The following is a 15689-nucleotide window of genomic DNA, read 5'->3' as shown; positions in this document are numbered from 1 at the left end:
CGAATTCGTCCAATGCCGTGGCTGCCCCCGCAACTGTGTGCGGTAGTCCTCTCCAAGACCACTGAGGAAATTCCTCGGGAAGGTGGGGAAGGGCGCTGATCCGCGAGCCAGGAGACCTGCCGGCGACAGAAACGTTGAATTCTATGCCCTCGGGTGGAGGGCGAAAGGACAAGACATGACGACCGTTTCCGTCTCCCTCGGCACCTCCGTCTCCTCGCAGTCGCGCTTCATGCAGCTGGCCATGGCCGCGTTGCTCGGCATTTTCGTCGTCGGCTTTGTCGGCTTCTCGCATCTCGATGCCGTCCACAATGCCGCTCACGACTACCGCCACTCGATGGCCTTTCCCTGCCACTGACAAGGGCCTGATATCATGAACCTGTTTCGCAACGTCGTGTTCATCGCGGCGATTGCAGGGCTCGTGGCCGGCGTTGTTCTCGCTTGCCTGCAGGCCTATGCAACCGTGCCGCTGATCCTCAAGGCCGAAGTCTACGAACAGGCCGGCGGCGGCCATCATCATGATCATGCCGCGGCGCCTGCCGAGACCGGCAACGCCATGAGCTCCGCCGCTCCGGCCGGAAATGCCATGAGTTCCGCGGCGCCGGCTCCGGCCGAAGCGGCCGCGCCAGCGGAAGACGAGGGCTGGGCACCGGCCGACGGCTTCGAGCGTTTCGCCTTCAATGTCGTCGCCAACATCGTCACCGGCATCGGCTTCGCGCTGATCCTGGTCGCGGTTTCGGAATTCGCCGGCGGCATCGGCAACTGGCGCCAGGGCGTGTTCTGGGGGCTCGCCGGCTTTGCCGTGTTCACCCTGGCCCCCGGCCTCGGCCTGCCGCCGGAACTGCCGGCGATGCCGGCGGCCGAACTCCTGCCGCGCCAGATCTGGTGGACGGCGACAGCGGTCGCGACCGCCGCCGGACTCGGCCTGATCGCCTTCCGCAAATCGCTGCCGCTGGCGATCCTGGCCGTAGCCCTGATCGTCGCGCCGCACATCGTCGGCGCGCCGCAGCCGGAAAGCTTCAAGACGCCGATTCCCGAAGGCCTGCATCACCAGTTCGTGGTCGCCGTGACACTCACCGATCTGGTGTTCTGGCTGGTGCTGGGTGCCGCCGTCGGCGTGGTGCGCGGCCGCTTCACCGGCACGGCCACCAGCCTGCGCGACAGCTTTGCCTGATCGCAGGGGACTGACCTTCATCATCGGCGGTGCGCGCTCCGGCAAGAGCGCGCATGCCGAAACCCTGGTGACGGCGAGTCCCTCGCCATGGGCTTACATCGCCACCGCGGAAGCCTATGACGATGAGATGCGCGAGCGCATCGCGCTGCATCGGGCGCGTCGCGGCGAGGGCTGGGCGACGGTCGACGCGCCGCTCGATCTTGCCGCCGCGATCGAGGCGCTGCCTGACCACGAACCCGTCTTGATCGACTGCCTGACTCTGTGGCTGACCAATCATATGCTGGCCGAGCGCGACCTCGATGCGGAATGCCGGCGGCTTGTGGATGTTCTATCGCGGCCGCGCGGGCCGTGGTTCGTGGTGTCCAACGAGGTTGGCCTGGGCATCGTGCCCGACAATGCGCTGGCGAGGCGGTTTCGCGATGCCGCCGGCCGGCTCAACCAGCAGGTCGCCGCCGTCGCCGATACGGTGCTGCTGATGGTGGCCGGTCTGCCGCTGAAAGTGAAGTGAGATGACCGAGACTGATGACAAGGATGCCGAGCGCCATCGCGCCAAGATGGCCAAGCGCAAGGCTGTTCAGGACGCCGAGGTGGCGGCAAAGACGATCGAGAAGGGACTGCTGATCGTCAACACCGGACCGGGCAAGGGCAAGACTACGGCCGCCTTCGGGCTGGCGCTCAGGATGCTCGGCTACGGCAAGCGTGTCGGCGTCGTCCAGTTCATCAAGGGCAAATGGCAGACCGGCGAGAAGGACGCCTTTGCCGCCTTCGGCGACCGCGTCGTGTGGCATGCGATGGGCGAGGGCTTCACCTGGGAGACGCAGGACCTGAAGCGCGACATCGCCGCCGCCGAGGCTGCCTGGGCAAAAGCACTGGAGCTGATGGCGGATCCGTCGATCAGCCTTGTCGTGCTCGACGAGCTCAACATCGCGCTGCGCTACGACTATCTCGATCTGGAAAAGGTCGTTGCCGCGCTGAAGGCGCGCCGTGCTGACCTGCATATCATCGTCACCGGCCGAAACGCCAAGCCGCTGCTGGTCGAGGCGGCCGATCTCGTCACCGAAATGGGGCTGACCAAGCATCATTTCTCGGCCGGCGTGAAAGCCCAGCAAGGCATCGAGTTCTGATCACATCGTCAGATAGATCAACAGCGCCGACAGGATGCCGAACAGCGCGATCAGCAGCCGGTCGGCCACCTGGTAGAGCTTCAGCGCCTGCCTGATGTCGAGGCTTTCCGCCTCGCGCCGGCCGCCTTCGCCCATGTAGGCATCCTCGACGACGACGCCGCTATAGCTGCGCGGGCCGGCCAGGGCGAGACCCAGCGCGCCGGCCATCGCCGCCTCCGGCCAGCCGGCATTGGGCGAACGGTGCTTCCTGGCGTCGCGCCGCATGGCCTGCCAGGCGTTGCGGGGGTCCGCGCCCTTGACGAAGAAGGCAGCCAGCACGATCAGCAGCCCGGTCAGCCGCGATGCCGGCAGGTTGATCCAGTCGTCGAAGCGCGCCGCCGCCCAGCCGAAGGCCTCATGGCGTGGCGTGCGGTGGCCGATCATGGAATCGGCGGTGTTGGCGGCCTTGTAGGCGACGCCGCCGGCCAGCCCGCAGACCCCGCTCCAGAAGGCCGGTGCGACGATGCCGTCGGAGAAATTCTCGGCCAGGCTTTCGATCGCCGCGCGGGAAACGCCTGCCTTGTCGAGCTTTTCGGGATCGCGACCGACGATGCGCGAGACGGCGATGCGGCCGAGCGTAAGGCCGCCGGTGTCGAGCGCGTCGGCCACGGCCTCGACATGCTCGGCCAGGCTCTTCTGCGACATCAGCGACGATGCCAGGATCGCGGTGATGATCAGGCCTACAGGAAACATCTGCCAGAGCAGGAGCTGCACGGCAAAGGCGATGGCCGCCGGCACCAGTACGATGACAAGCAGAGCCATGACGCCCCGGCGGCGACGCCGAGCGTCGGAATCAGTGGCGCGGTTGAGCGCGCGATCGAGAAAGGATATCAGCCTGCCGAACCAGGTGACGGGATGGCCGATGGCCCCGAACAGCCAGTCCGGGTAGCCGAGTGCCCGCTCAATGACCAATGACAGGAAGGCAATCAGTATCGACATGAAGCTTCTTGATGGAGCGATTGCGGCAGTGGATCACGGCGGATCCCTTGGCCGGGCGAGCGCGCTCTTCCCTCACGCGCCACGGCCTTTCGTCGATCTCTCGACGGGTATCAATCCGCACTCCTATCCAATTTTCGAATTGCCCGCCACCACCCTGTCGCGATTGCCGGAAGCGGCGCGGCTCGGCGAACTTCGCGCGGTCGCGGCCAGCGCCTATGGCGCGCCGTCGGCGGCGCATGTGGCGGCCGCGCCCGGCACGCAGATCCTGCTGCCGCGCGTTGCCTCGCTGCTGAAGCCCGGCAAGGCGCTGGTGCTCGGGCCGACCTATGCCGAGCACAGCCGAGCCGCCGCCATCGCCGGCCATGCGGCGGCCGAGGTCGATGATGTCGAAGCGCTTACCGAGGCCGACCTCGCCGTCGTCGTCAACCCCAACAATCCGGACGGTCGCGTCGTTGAGCGCGAAAGACTGCTTCAGCTTGCCGCACGGCTTCGCGCCAGGGGCCGCCTGCTGGTCGTCGACGAGGCGTTCATGGATGTCGGGCCGGCAGCGGAAAGCCTGGCCGGCGATGTCGGGCAGGGCGGCATTGTCGTGCTGCGTTCCTTCGGCAAGTTCTTCGGCCTTGCCGGCGTCAGGCTCGGCTTCGCGCTGGCCGACACGCTGACGGTCCAGCGGCTTGAGACGCAACTGGGGCCCTGGGCGGTGGCAGGCCCGGCGCTCGAATACGGCATCCGCGCGCTTGGCGACACGCAATGGCAGGCCGCCATGCGTGGGCGGCTGGCGCAGGACGCGGCGCGGCTCGACAAGCTGTTCGCCCGGTTCGGCGCTACCGTGGCCGGCGGCACCACGTTGTTCCGCTATCTGCGCCTGCCCGAAGCCGCCGGCCTGTTTTCGGCGCTGGGTGAGCGCGGCATCCTGCTCCGGCATTTCGCCCAGCGGCCACAGGTCCTGCGCGCCGGACTGCCGGGCGATGAGACCGAATGGCAGCGGCTCGAAGCGGCGCTTGCCGACTGGACCTCATTGCGCGAGCATCGGACGAAGGAAACCAGCCCATGATCCATGTCTGTTCGCTGTCGAAAGTCGAGGAGACCGTGGCGAGAACCGGCGCGCAGCGCCTGCTGTCGCTGCTTGCCGCCGGCACCGACGTGATGCGCCCGGCCTCGATCGCGGCGGAAAACCATCTGCATCTGGTCATGCACGATATTGCCGTCGCGCAGGAGGGCATGACCATGCCGGGCGAGCAGCATGTCCGCGCGCTGCTCGATTTCGGTTATCGCTGGGATCGGGCAAAGCCGCTCGTCGTGCATTGCTATGCCGGCATCAGCCGGTCGACCGCCTCGGCCTATATCATTGCCGCGGCGCTGGCGCCGAAGCGCGACGAGGTCGAGCTGGCGCAGACGCTGCGCGCGCTCTCCCCCTCGGCGACCCCCAATCCGCGGTTGATCGCCGTCGCCGATGCCTTGCTTGGCCGCGATGGCCGCATGATCGCCGCCATCGAAGCGATCGGGCGCGGCGCCGACGCTTTCGAGGGCATACCTTTCGAGTTGAAGATCGAAGCCTGAATCCTTCGAGTTACGGCAGCCAGTCTGCGAGCTTCGCCTTGCGCACATCCCTGACCAGGCTGATGAACCCGTCGGCCTGATGCTCGGCGGTCAGCCGGCCCTTGTCGGGCGTGGCGATCGAGGCGTCGCCAACCACACCGTTCGGGTTGAGGTCGCTGGCGATCCAGGCGAAGGCGTGCGTGCCGGTGTGACGCAGCAGGGCGAATTCCTTCTCGGCGCGGCCGACATTGGAAACGAAGTTGTCGGCCTTGCCCATGTCGACGAGGTCGGGCCGGAAATGCAGCATCAGCGAGGTCTCGACGTCGCCGCCATGGATGCCCTGGCGGTCCTCAAGCTCGGTATACATGCCGGCCGGACGGCCGAAACGCTGCCAGCTCGTCTTCACCGCCAGCATTTTGGTCCGCACGCGCAGTTCGCGCGTGATGATGCCCATGATCTCCTCATTGCCGCCATGCGAGTTGACGACGATCAGCTTTCTCACCCCGGCCCTGGCGATGGACAGGCCGAGCTCGGTCCAGGCATCGACCAGCGTCGTCGCCGGCAGCGTGAGGGTGCCCGGCGCGTGCAGATGTTCATTGGATTTGCCCACCGCCTGGACGGGCAGGATACGGATGTCGAGATCGGCGGGCAGGCGGGCGATCACGGTGTCCAGCATGCCATTCATGATCGAGGTGTCGGTCGACACCGGCAGATGCGGTCCGTGCTGCTCGATCGCCGCCACCGGCAGCACGGCGATCGTGGCTTCCGGATCGATCGTGGCGTATTCGGTGGTCCGGTAGTCGCCCCACCACACGCGTCTGTTCGCAACGGTCATGTCGTGCCTCTTCAAATCATCGCGCCAGACCTAGCGCGGCTGGCATCGCCTGTCGATCATCCGGCGGCGATCACCTCGACCTCGACCTTGAATTCCGGCCGGGCGAAACCGGAGACGATCATCAATGTCGAGGCCGGCGCCGGGCTGGCGAACAGCCGATCGCGCACCTCCATATAGGGCCTGAGGAAGGCACGGTCGGTGACATAGGTGTTGATGCGCACGATGTCGGCAAGGCCAAGCCCTGCCTCGCCGAGAATCGCCGCTACGTTTGCGAAGCAGAGTTCCGCCTGCGCCCCGGCGTCATCCGGAATCTGGTCGTCGGCGGTCATGGCGACCTGGCCTGAACACAGCACCAGACGCTTGCCGGGAGGCACTTCGACACCGTGGCTGTAGCGGGCAAAGGGCGGCTTGATCGACTTCGGCGCGAGGAATCGGAACATGGCAATCTCCTGTCTCAGCCTAATGCATGTCGCCCAAAAGTGTGCAGCGGTTTTGGGATAACGACATGCATGAAACAACAACCTAAAGCGCGTCGCATTAGTGCCGTTCAGGCGCGACGGGCTTTAGGTAAGGCACGATCAAAGACGCCTTCAAGATGGCTGTGCCCATCGTCCTTGCGATTATGGACAGGCGTCCAAAAAATAGGCACGATGCCCTTCGTACAGCATGACCCGTTCGCTCCTCGCAGCGACTGTCGCGCAAGCAGGCGGCCCAGGCGGTGGCATGTGTCTTGCTTCTTGAACCAATGGTGTTGAGCCCGGCGCGCAGCGCGTCGGAGCAAATTGAGGGTGATGTTCATGGTCGGAAAACGGAAGATTTTGGCGGGCGCTGTCGTCCTGCTTGCGGCGGGCACGCTGGGCGCGGCCGCCAACGAGAAAGTCACCTTCGGCACCAATTGGCTGGCCGAGCCGGAGCATGGCGGCTACTACCAGGCGGTCGCCGACGGCACCTATGCCGCGTGCGGCCTCGACGTCACCATCATGCAGGGCGGCCCGCAGGTCAGCGGCCGGCCGATGCTGCTGGCCGGCAAGATCGATTTCTACATGGGCGGCAACCTTCTGTCGGCCTTCGACGCCGTGCAGCAGGGCATTCCGATGCGCGTTGTCGCCGCCGACTTCCAGAAGGACCCGCAGGTGATCATGTCCCAGCCGGGGCAGGGGCTGGACAAATGGGAGGACCTGAAGAACGCCGACCAGTACATCCTCGGCGACGAGGGTGCGCAGACCTTCTTCCAGTGGATGGTGACCGAGCTCGGCTTCGATGCCGCCAAGCGCGTGCCCTACACGTTCAACCCGGCGCCGTTCATCGCCAACAAGAAGTCGATCCAGCAGGGCTACGTCACCTCGGAACCGTTCGCGGTGCAGAAGGCGGGCGGCTTCGTGCCGAACCAGTTCCTGCTCGCCGACTATGGCTGGAATACCTACGCGACCACCGTCGAGGTCATGCAGGACACGATCGACAAGCGGCCCGAGGTGGTGCAGTGCTTCGTCGATGGCTCGGCCAAGGGCTGGTACAACTATCTCTACGGCGACAACAAGGCCGCCAACGACCTGATCAAGAAGGACAATCCGGATATGACGGATGAGCAGATCGCCTTCTCGATCGAGCAGCTGAAGAAGTTCGGCGTGGTCGATTCCGGCGATACCGAAAAGCTCGGCATCGGCGCCATGACGGAAGCGCGTATCCAGAGCTTCTACGACAAGATGGTCAAGGCCAAGGTGGCGCAGCCGGGCATCGACATCAAGAAGGCCTATACGCTGGCCTTCATCAACAAGGGCGTCGGGCTGGACCTGAAGAAGTAACCGTGAAGCTGGAAAAAGTGGCGCAGGCGCCGGCAACGGCATCGGGCGAAGGCCCGATGCTCTTGGCGCTGCGCAATGTCGGCAAGGCCTTTTCCAACGGTGTGACGGCGCTGAGCGACGTTGACCTGACAATCCGGGAAGGCGACTTCCTCAGCCTGCTCGGACCATCGGGCTGCGGCAAGTCGACGGCTCTGCGGCTTATTGCCGGCCTGTCGACGCCGACCTCGGGGCTGCTCGACTGGCGCGGCAATATCGACCGGTCGAACATCGGATTTGTCTTCCAGGAGCCGACGCTGCTGCCCTGGGCGAGCGTCTTCGACAATGTCTGGCTGCCGCTCAGGCTGAAGGGCGTGTCGCGCGCCAAGGCGGCACCTGCGGTGATGGCAATGCTGGCGCGCGTGCATCTCAACGGCTTCGAAAATGCCGTGCCGCGCGAGCTCTCCGGCGGCATGAAGATGCGTGTCTCGATCGCGCGGGCCATGGTGACCAAACCGCGCATCCTTTTGATGGACGAACCGTTCGCGGCGCTCGACGAGATCACCCGCTTCAAGCTCAACAACGACCTTCTGGAACTGTGGCAGGACGAGCGTTTCACCGTCGTCTTCGTCACCCACAGCGTCTTCGAGAGCGTGTTTCTGTCCAGCCGCGTGGTGGTGATGGCGGCGCGGCCGGGCCGCGTTTACGGAGAGCTTGCAGTCGACGCGCCCTATCCGCGCGACGAGGCGTTCCGCACCTCGCCCGACTATGCCGCGCTCTGCCGCCAGGCGTCCGACGTGCTGGTCAGCGCCATCAACTCAACCGCTGGACCGCACCATGACGGCCATTGAAGACACAGCCCTAAAGCTCGATCCCGAAGAGGCGCGCCGCGTCCGCCAGGCGCGCCTGGAACGGATCGGCAGATGGGTGCTGCCGCTGGCGATCATGGTGCTGGCGATCTGGCTGTGGGACCGCATCTGCGTCTGGAACGAGATCCCGCAATACATCCTGCCGCGCCCGGGCGTGGTGCTGCAGACGCTGCGTGACGATGCCGGGCTGCTGTTCTCCTCGCTCCTGGTGACGCTGAGGATCACCTTCCTCAGCCTGCTTCTCGCCGTTATCGGCGGCGTCGGGCTGGCGGTGCTGTTCGCGCAGTCGAAATGGGTGGAGATGTCGTTCTTCCCGTTCGCCATCGTTTTGCAGGTGACGCCGATCGTCGCCATCTTCCCGCTGATCAACATCTACATCAACAACCAGACGACCAAACTGCTGCTGTGCGCCTGGATCGTCGCCTTCTTCCCGATCCTCTCCAATACCACGCTTGGGCTGAACTCCGTCGACCGCAACCTGCGCGACCTGTTCAAGCTCAACGGCGCGACCCGCTGGCAGCAATTGCGTTATCTGCGCCTGCCGGCGGCGATGCCCTATTTCCTCGGCGGTCTGAAGATCGCCGGTGGCCTGTCGCTGATCGGCGCGGTGGTTGCCGAATTTGTCGCCGGGGCGCAGGGGCAGTCGTCGGGGCTCGCCTCGCGCATCATCGAGGCCGGCTACCGGCTCAACGCGCCGCGCCTGTTCGCGGCGCTGTTCCTGATCTCGCTGACCGGCATCCTGATCTTCCTGGTGCTGTCGCTGGTGTCGCATCTGATCCTGCGCCGCTGGCACGAGAGCGCGCTGAAGCAGGAGCGATAGGGTGGGCGACGTGATTGTGATGTTGGCGCCAAGCACCCCCCTCTGTCCTGCCGGACATCTCCCCCTCAAGGGGGGAGATCAGCCTTCATTTCGGGTTTCGCCAATCACCGACATTGCAGGACGAGCGCTGTCGGCGAAGTTGCCAATCTCCCCCCTTGAGGGGGAGATGCCCGGCAGGGCAGAGGGGGGGTAAGCCTTGATACCGGCCTCTGGTTCTTACCATCTCGCCAATGTCCGCGTTCACCAATCACTGACGCCGGGCCTCGCCGCAATCTTCGACAGCGACGGCTTCGCGATCGCCGACATCGCTGTGACCGATGGCAGGATTTCCAGCATTGCGGCACGCGGCAAATCGAAAGCGCCGGCGGATGCCATAGACCTTGGCGGCCGCATTGTGCTGCCGTGCTTCGTCGACTGCCACACCCATATCGACAAGGGCCATATCTGGCCGCGCAAACCCAATCCCGACGGGACTTTCATGGGCGCTCTCAATGCCACGGGCACCGACCGCGCCGCGCGCTGGAGCGCCGAGGACGTCGCCCGGCGCATGGATTTCTCGCTGCGCAGCGCTTACGCGCATGGCACCAGGGCCCTACGCACGCATCTCGACAGCGTCGCGCCGCAGGAAGAGATTTCCTGGCCAGTGTTCGAGACGATGCGGGAGAAATGGCGCGGGCGTATCGAACTGCAGGCCGCCTGCCTGCTCGGCATCGAAGGCGTGCGCGACAAGGCCTGGTTCGAACGGCTGGCCAAGCGCGTCGCCGCAGCCAAGGGTGTGCTCGGCGTCGTCACCTATATGGTGCCCGATCTGGAAGAGCTCCTCGACCGGGTGTTCGGGCAGGCGATCAGGCACGGGCTCGACCTCGATTTCCATGCCGACGAAACCGACGACGTCGCCGCCATGTCGCTGAAGAAGATCGCCGAAGCTTCGCTGTGGAACGGTTTTGAGGGCAACATCCTCGTCGGCCATTGCTGCTCACTGGCGCGCCAGCCCGACCTCGCAGTGCTCGATACGCTGGACAAGGTGGCGAAGGCCGGACTGGCCGTGGTGTCGCTGCCTATGTGCAACCTCTATCTGCAGGATAGGCGCGGCGATAACACCACGCCACGCTGGCGCGGTGTGACACTGCTGCACGAGATGAGGGCGCGGGGCATCCCGGTAGCGGTCGCCTCCGATAACACGCGCGATCCCTTCTACGCCTATGGCGATCTCGATATGCTCGAAGTCTACCGCATGGCGACGCGCATCCTGCATTTCGACCATCCGGTTGGCGACTGGCCGCAAGCAGTGGCAGCGACGCCGGCGAAGGTGATGCGGCTCGACGGTTTCGGCACGCTCGCTGCCGGCGACAGCGCGGATTTCATCATCTTCAAGGGGCGGAGCTGGACCGAATTGCTGTCGCGGCCCGAATCGGATCGCATCGTGGTGCGCGACGGCAGGACGATCGAGCGCCGGCTGCCCGACTATGCCGAACTTGACGAACTGATGGTGTGACGATGGATATTGCGGCGCTGAAGCGCGACCTCGATGGATTGAAGATCGACGACCATCCGGCGATCGTCCAGCAGAAGAGCCGCGATTTCTACTGGTACAGCCCGGTGCTGAAGCAGCAGCTCGATCATGTCACCGGCGACCTGATCGTCACGCCGAAGACCGAGGATGAGGTGATCCGCCTGCTCGCAGCCTGCCATCGGCATGGCGTTCCGGTGACGCCGCGCGGCAGCGGCACCGGCAATTACGGGCAGGCGATGCCGCTGTCGGGCGGCGTGGTGCTCAACCTCGCCGAGATGAACGCCGTCCAGGCGATCGCGCCGGGCCGTGTCGTGACTGGACCGGGTGCGGTGCTGGCCGAGATCGACAAAGCAACGCGCGCCCATTCGGCCCAAGAGCTGCGCATGTCGCCGTCGACCTACAATACGGCGTCGATCGGCGGCTTTGTCGCCGGCGGTTCGGGCGGCGTCGGATCAATCCGCTGGGGCGGCTTGCGCGACCTCGGCAACGTCATCCGGCTCAGGACCGTGACGATGGAGGCCGAACCGCGCGTCATGGAACTGACCGGCGAGGAGGTGCTCAAGGTCATGCACGCCTACGGCACCAACGGCATCATCACCGAGGTCGAGATGCCGCTGACGGCCTCCTATGACTGGATCGACGTCATCGTCGGCTTTGACGATTTCATGGACGCGGCCGGCTTCGGCAACGACCTCGCCATCCAGGACGGCATATTGGCGAAGCTGATCACGCCGATCGCCGCGCCGATCCCCTACGACTATTTCAAGCGGCACCAGAAATTCTTCCGACGCGAGCAGAGCATCGTGGTGTGCATGATCGCGCCGCATGCGATCGATGCCTTTGTCGCCTTCGTGAAGAGCGGCAAGGGCGAGATCGTCTTCCGGGCCGACCAGGAGGCCGATCTCAAGGGGCTGCCGCCGGCCTACGAGCTGACATGGAACCACACGACGCTGCGCGCCATCCGGGTCGATCCGACGATCACCTATCTGCAGGCCCGCTATCCATCGCCGGATCATCTCGCCCACGTCAAGGCGATGGTCGACCGCTTCGGCGACGAGGTGCCGGCGCATCTCGAATTCATCCGCTTCGACGGCGCGATCGGCGCCGCCGGACTGCCACTGGTGCGCTACACCACGGAAGAGCGGCTGGACGAGATCATCCGCATCCATGAGGACAATGGCTGCTGGATCTTCAATCCGCACCGCTACACGCTGGAGGAGGGCGGCATGAAGCGGACTGACGATGTCCAACTCGCCTTCAAGCGCGAGACCGACCCGCAAGGCCTGCTCAACCCCGGCAAGATGATCGCCTGGGAAAATCCGGACTATGATTACCGCTCGAGCAAGTCGTTCCTGTTCAAGGGGCTGCAAAAGGCGGGGTGAGACGATGACGGGCGTTTGGCGCTGCACCCCCCTCTGGCTTGCCGGCCATCTCCCCCTCAAGGGGGGAGATTATTCGCTCCGCCGCTTTCGCCAATCTCCAACGTTGCAAGGACAGGCGTGGCGGAAAAGCTGCCAATCTCCCCCCTTGAGGGGGAGATGGCCGGCAGGGCAGAGGGGGGTGCCTGGCGCTGACCTAGGGAAATTCCTCCCGTGAACATCCTCGTCCTCTACGCTCATCCGGTGGAGACCAGCTTCAATGCCGGCCTGCACCGGACGATCGTCGAGCGGCTGGGCGCGGCAGGACACACGATCGACGATTGCGACCTTTATGCCGAGGATTTCGACCCCAGGCTCACACGGGCCGAGCGGCTCGGCTACCACGACCAGCGCGGACCGGGCGATGCCGTGGCCGGCTATGTCGAAAGGCTGCAAAAAGCGGAAGCACTGGTGCTCTCCTTTCCGGTCTGGAACTACGGTTATCCGGCGATCCTGAAAGGCTTTTTCGACCGTGTCTTCCTGCCTGGCGTCTCGTTCAAGCTGGTCGACGGCAAGGTGCGGCCAACGCTGCACAACATCCGCAAGCTGGCGGCCGTCACCACCTATGGCGGCAGCCGTTTTCGAGCCATGCTGATGGGCGATCCACCGCGCAAGGTGGTCAAGCGCATGCTGCGGGCCACCATCAAGCCCGGCGCTCCCGTCTCCTACCTCGCGCATTACTCGATGAACCTCTCGACCGACGCGTCGCGGGCTGCCTTCACGGCGAAAGTCGCGGCGAGCATGGATCAATTCTGATGCGCGTGCTGGTGGTCTATTGCCATCCGGTGCCGGAGAGCTTTTGCGCTTCGATCCGCGACAGCGCCGTCGAGGTGCTCACGCGACGCGGTTGGGAGGTGCGGCTGCTCGATCTCTATGCCGAGAACTTCAATCCGGTGATGAGTTGCGAGGAGCGGCGTTTCTACAACGAGCGCGCGCCGCAGGACCCGGCGCTGAAGCCGCATTTCGATCATCTCATGTGGGCGGAGGCGATCCTCTTCGTCTATCCGACCTGGTGGTATGGGTTGCCGGCGATGTTGAAGGGCTGGCTCGACCGTGTGTGGGCGACGGATGTTGCGTTCCAGCTGCCCAATGGCAAGGGGCGGATCAAGTCGCTGATGCGACACGTCACGAAGGTCGGCGTGATCACCACCTGCGGCGCGCCGACCTGGTGGAGCGTCGTCGTCGGCCAGCCCGGCCGCAAGACCATCCTGCGCGGCATGCGGGCGCTGTGCGCCACGCGCTGCCGGACCTTCTTCCTGGCGCATTATCTGATGGACGCCTCGACGCCGAAGAGCAGGGCGGCGTTCCTGGCGAAGGTAAGGGCGCGGTTGGAGAGGTTTTGATAGCCTTCTTCGCCCCGTTTACGGGGAGAAGATGCCGGCAGGCAGATGAGGGGCGGCGCGAACTCGCGTTAGTCTGGCGCCGCCCTCATCCGCCCTTCGGGCGCCTTCTCCCCGTAGAACGGGGAGAAGGAAGAGATCACATCTTCACCCGCTCCGCCTTCGGATCATACATCGGCTTCAGCGACGCCTCCGCCACAAAACGCTCGCCGGCGATCTCGACCTCGTAGGATGAGGCAAGCACATCCGCCTCGCTCTCGCCCTGGCACGGCACATAGCCAAGCCCGATCGCGCCGCCGAGATGGTGGCCGTAATTGCCGGAGGTGATCGGACCGACGATCTTGCCGTCGCGCAAGATCGCCTCGTTGTGGAAGAGCAGGGGTCGCGGGTCCTTGAGACGGAACTGCACCAGTCGACGGTCGAGGCCAGCCTCCTTCTTCCTGAGCACCGCATCGCGGCCGATGAAGTCGGCTTTGCTCGTCTTCACCGCGAAGCCGAGGCCAGCCTCCAGCACGTTGTCCTCGTCGGTGATGTCGTGGCCGAAATGGCGGAAAGCCTTTTCGATGCGGCAGGAATCCAGCGTGTGCAGACCGCAAAGCTTCAGGCCGACCTCCGCGCCGGCGTCAGAGATTGCCTCGAACACGTGCGCCGCCTGCTCGGTCGAGACATAGAGCTCCCAGCCGAGCTCGCCGACATAGGTGACGCGGTGGGCGCGGGCGAGGCCCATGCCGATCTCGATCTCCTGGCAGGTACCGAACGGATTGGCCTCGTTGGAGAAGTCGTTGGGGCTCACCTTCTGGATCAGCTTTCGCGACTCCGGACCCATCAGGCAGAGCACGGCCTCGGCCGCGGTCACATCGGTGATGACGACGAACTCGTCGGCGACATGCCGCCTCAGCCAGGCAAGGTCACGCTGCAGAGTGGCGCCGGGCACGACGAGGAAATAGGCCGTTTCCGAAAGCCGCGTCACCGTCAGGTCGCTCTCGATGCCGCCCTTGGCGTTGAGCATCTGCGTGTAGACGATCTTGCCCGGAGCGACGTCCATGTCGTTGGCGCAGAGCCTTTGCAGCAAGGCGCAGGCGTCGCGGCCTTCGACACGGATCTTGCCGAACGAGGTCATGTCGAAAAGCCCGACGCCGTCGCGGACCGCCAGATGTTCCTCGCGCTGGTTGTCGAACCAGTTCTGCCGTTTCCACGAATAGCGGTACTCGCGCTCCTGGCCGTCGCGGGCGAACCAGTTGGCGCGCTCCCAGCCCGCCACTTCTCCGAACACGGCGCCGCGCGCCTTCAGATGCTCGTGCAAGGGCGAGCGGCGCACGCCCCGTGACGTCGCCATCTGGCGATAGGGGAAATGGTCGGCATAGAGCAGGCCGAGCGTTTCGGAGACGCGCTCCTTGAGATAGCGGCGGTTCTTCTGGAAGGGCTGGGCGCGCCGGATATCGACCTCCCAGAGATCGAAGGGGGCTTCGCCGTCATTGATCCATTGCGCCAGCGCCATGCCGGCGCCGCCGGAAGACACGATGCCGATCGAATTGTAGCCGGTCGCCATCCAGTAGCCGGAAAGCTCCGGCGCCTCGCCGAGATAGTAGCGGTCGTCCGGCGTGAAACTTTCCGGGCCGTTGAAGAAGGTATGGATGCCGGCGGTGCCGAGCATCGGCATGCGGTTGACGCCCATTTCGAGGATGGGCTCGAAATGGTCCATGTCCTCGGGCAGCTGGTCGAAGCAGAAATCCTCGCGAATGCCGTCCATGCCCCACGGCTTTGCAACGGGCTCGAAAGCGCCGAGCATCATCTTGCCTGCGTCCTCCTTGTAGTAGGCGCATTCGTCCGGCACGCGCAGCACCGGCAGGCGGGCCAGCCCAGGAATCGGCTCGGTGACGAGATAGAAATGCTCGCAGGCGTGCAGCGGGATGGTGACGCCGTTCTGGCGTCCGAGCTCGCGCGCCCACATGCCTGCGCAGTTGATGACGATGTCGGTCTCGATCGTGCCTTGCTCCTCGCCCTGTGCCCAGGACACGCCGGAGACGCGGCCGTCCTTGGTGTGGACCTTGGTCACCTTGATGTTCTCGACGATGGCAGCGCCGCGCTGGCGCGCGCCCTTGGCCAATGCCATGGCGATGTTGGCAGGGTCGCATTGGCCGTCGAGCGGCAGGTGCACCGCGCCGACGACATCGGACACGTTGAGATGCGGATACATCTCCTTGACTTCGCTGGGCGAAATCTCGCGGACATCGACATCGAAGGCGCGGGCCAGAGACGCCTGCCGATAAATCTCGTGCTTGCGCTCCTCGGTCAGCGCCACGG

Annotated in this window: 17 protein-coding genes and 1 riboswitch; of the genes, 13 read left to right on the top strand and 4 right to left on the bottom strand. The window is 65.0% G+C overall.

The genetic code is table 11. The features are described from left to right. Window positions 1-139: riboswitch (cobalamin riboswitch) on the top strand. This riboswitch is flagged as partial in the annotation. 36 nt (window positions 140-175) lie between these two features. Genes EN745_RS14810 through cobO form a run of 4 tightly spaced genes read left to right on the top strand, consistent with a single transcriptional unit; the run spans window position 176 to window position 2295 of the window. Continuing rightward, window positions 176-355, top strand: a complete 180-nt coding sequence (locus tag EN745_RS14810; RefSeq protein ID WP_127421609.1) for a CbtB domain-containing protein — start codon at window positions 176-178, stop codon at window positions 353-355. A gap of 15 nt (window positions 356-370) precedes the next feature. Further along, window positions 371-1171 carry a CbtA family protein gene (locus EN745_RS14805; protein WP_127421608.1) on the top strand — a complete coding sequence of 267 codons (801 nt, stop codon included), beginning with the start codon at window positions 371-373 and terminating at the stop codon, window positions 1169-1171. Beyond that, a complete protein-coding gene (gene cobU / locus EN745_RS14800) occupies window positions 1164-1679 on the top strand; it encodes a bifunctional adenosylcobinamide kinase/adenosylcobinamide-phosphate guanylyltransferase (RefSeq protein ID WP_126054054.1) in 516 nt (171 codons plus the stop codon). The genes EN745_RS14805 and cobU overlap by 8 nt, the downstream gene beginning before the upstream one ends. Window position 1680: 1 nt before the next feature. Continuing rightward, window positions 1681-2295: a cob(I)yrinic acid a,c-diamide adenosyltransferase gene (gene cobO / locus EN745_RS14795; RefSeq protein WP_126054055.1), complete on the top strand. Its 615-nt coding sequence runs from the start codon at window positions 1681-1683 to the stop codon at window positions 2293-2295. Here the strand turns inward: cobO and cbiB are convergent, their stop codons facing one another. Continuing rightward, window positions 2296-3273 (bottom strand): adenosylcobinamide-phosphate synthase CbiB, encoded by a 978-nt coding sequence (gene cbiB / locus EN745_RS14790; protein ID WP_126054056.1) that lies wholly within the window; start codon window positions 3271-3273, stop codon window positions 2296-2298. On the opposite strand from cbiB, the gene cobD reads away from it, so the two are divergent. Both cobD and EN745_RS14780 read left to right on the top strand, forming a co-directional pair. Further along, on the top strand, window positions 3272-4327 hold the full coding sequence (cobD, locus tag EN745_RS14785; protein ID WP_127421607.1) for a threonine-phosphate decarboxylase CobD: 1056 nt from the start codon (window positions 3272-3274) through the stop codon (window positions 4325-4327). The genes cbiB and cobD overlap by 2 nt on opposite strands. After that, window positions 4324-4833, top strand: coding sequence for a tyrosine phosphatase family protein (locus EN745_RS14780; RefSeq protein WP_127400066.1), 510 nt, complete (start codon window positions 4324-4326; stop codon window positions 4831-4833). Before cobD ends, EN745_RS14780 begins: the two co-directional genes overlap by 4 nt. Window positions 4834-4843: 10 nt before the next feature. Here the strand turns inward: EN745_RS14780 and EN745_RS14775 are convergent, their stop codons facing one another. Further along, complete coding sequence (locus tag EN745_RS14775; RefSeq protein ID WP_126054058.1) at window positions 4844-5647, bottom strand: creatininase family protein; 804 nt, start codon at window positions 5645-5647, stop codon at window positions 4844-4846. Window positions 5648-5703: 56 nt separating this feature from the next. Continuing rightward, the gene (locus EN745_RS14770) at window positions 5704-6087 is read right to left on the bottom strand and encodes a RidA family protein (RefSeq protein ID WP_126054059.1); all 384 of its coding nucleotides are present in this window, start codon (window positions 6085-6087) and stop codon (window positions 5704-5706) included. A gap of 357 nt (window positions 6088-6444) precedes the next feature. Here EN745_RS14770 and EN745_RS14765 point away from each other — a divergent pair, with 357 nt between their 5' ends. From EN745_RS14765 to EN745_RS14730, 7 genes are all read left to right on the top strand, one after another. Then, window positions 6445-7449: an ABC transporter substrate-binding protein gene (locus EN745_RS14765; protein WP_126054060.1), complete on the top strand. Its 1005-nt coding sequence runs from the start codon at window positions 6445-6447 to the stop codon at window positions 7447-7449. A 2-nt stretch (window positions 7450-7451) separates the two neighbouring features. Continuing rightward, on the top strand, window positions 7452-8276 hold the full coding sequence (locus tag EN745_RS14760) for an ABC transporter ATP-binding protein (protein ID WP_126054061.1): 825 nt from the start codon (window positions 7452-7454) through the stop codon (window positions 8274-8276). Continuing rightward, window positions 8263-9114, top strand: a complete 852-nt coding sequence (locus EN745_RS14755; protein WP_126054062.1) for an ABC transporter permease — start codon at window positions 8263-8265, stop codon at window positions 9112-9114. The genes EN745_RS14760 and EN745_RS14755 overlap by 14 nt, the downstream gene beginning before the upstream one ends. A 196-nt stretch (window positions 9115-9310) precedes the next feature. Further along, window positions 9311-10609: a cytosine deaminase gene (locus EN745_RS14750; protein ID WP_126054063.1), complete on the top strand. Its 1299-nt coding sequence runs from the start codon at window positions 9311-9313 to the stop codon at window positions 10607-10609. Between the two features lie 2 nt (window positions 10610-10611). After that, window positions 10612-12009, top strand: a complete 1398-nt coding sequence (locus tag EN745_RS14745) for an FAD-binding oxidoreductase (RefSeq protein WP_126059047.1) — start codon at window positions 10612-10614, stop codon at window positions 12007-12009. Between the two features lie 210 nt (window positions 12010-12219). After that, complete coding sequence (locus EN745_RS14735; RefSeq protein ID WP_126054064.1) at window positions 12220-12801, top strand: NAD(P)H-dependent oxidoreductase; 582 nt, start codon at window positions 12220-12222, stop codon at window positions 12799-12801. Next, on the top strand, window positions 12801-13388 hold the full coding sequence (locus tag EN745_RS14730) for an NAD(P)H-dependent oxidoreductase (RefSeq protein ID WP_127421606.1): 588 nt from the start codon (window positions 12801-12803) through the stop codon (window positions 13386-13388). The genes EN745_RS14735 and EN745_RS14730 overlap by 1 nt, the downstream gene beginning before the upstream one ends. A gap of 136 nt (window positions 13389-13524) precedes the next feature. Here the strand turns inward: EN745_RS14730 and EN745_RS14725 are convergent. Beyond that, window positions 13525-15689: FAD-dependent oxidoreductase (locus EN745_RS14725; protein ID WP_145992030.1), on the bottom strand; the 2165-nt coding region annotated here is incomplete at its 5' end.

It is taken from the genome of Mesorhizobium sp. M4A.F.Ca.ET.022.05.2.1 (assembly GCF_003998845.1).
Lineage (GTDB): Bacteria > Pseudomonadota > Alphaproteobacteria > Rhizobiales > Rhizobiaceae > Mesorhizobium.
This window is presented reverse-complemented; position numbering and strand designations above follow the sequence as displayed.

What these genes read in the sequence shown, in the direction of transcription:
- EN745_RS14745 (WP_126059047.1), top strand. Translation starts at nt 10,612, where the DNA reads ATGGATATTGCGGCGCTGAAGCGCGACCTCGATGGATTGAAGATCGAC.
- cobO (WP_126054055.1), top strand. Translation starts at nt 1,681, where the DNA reads ATGACCGAGACTGATGACAAGGATGCCGAGCGCCATCGCGCCAAGATG.
- EN745_RS14805 (WP_127421608.1), top strand. Translation starts at nt 371, where the DNA reads ATGAACCTGTTTCGCAACGTCGTGTTCATCGCGGCGATTGCAGGGCTC.
- EN745_RS14765 (WP_126054060.1), top strand. Translation starts at nt 6,445, where the DNA reads ATGGTCGGAAAACGGAAGATTTTGGCGGGCGCTGTCGTCCTGCTTGCG.
- cbiB (WP_126054056.1), bottom strand. Translation starts at nt 3,273, where the DNA reads ATGTCGATACTGATTGCCTTCCTGTCATTGGTCATTGAGCGGGCACTC.
- EN745_RS14770 (WP_126054059.1), bottom strand. Translation starts at nt 6,087, where the DNA reads ATGTTCCGATTCCTCGCGCCGAAGTCGATCAAGCCGCCCTTTGCCCGC.
- cobD (WP_127421607.1), top strand. Translation starts at nt 3,272, where the DNA reads ATGAAGCTTCTTGATGGAGCGATTGCGGCAGTGGATCACGGCGGATCC.
- EN745_RS14810 (WP_127421609.1), top strand. Translation starts at nt 176, where the DNA reads ATGACGACCGTTTCCGTCTCCCTCGGCACCTCCGTCTCCTCGCAGTCG.
- EN745_RS14730 (WP_127421606.1), top strand. Translation starts at nt 12,801, where the DNA reads ATGCGCGTGCTGGTGGTCTATTGCCATCCGGTGCCGGAGAGCTTTTGC.
- EN745_RS14780 (WP_127400066.1), top strand. Translation starts at nt 4,324, where the DNA reads ATGATCCATGTCTGTTCGCTGTCGAAAGTCGAGGAGACCGTGGCGAGA.
- EN745_RS14775 (WP_126054058.1), bottom strand. Translation starts at nt 5,647, where the DNA reads ATGACCGTTGCGAACAGACGCGTGTGGTGGGGCGACTACCGGACCACC.
- EN745_RS14755 (WP_126054062.1), top strand. Translation starts at nt 8,263, where the DNA reads ATGACGGCCATTGAAGACACAGCCCTAAAGCTCGATCCCGAAGAGGCG.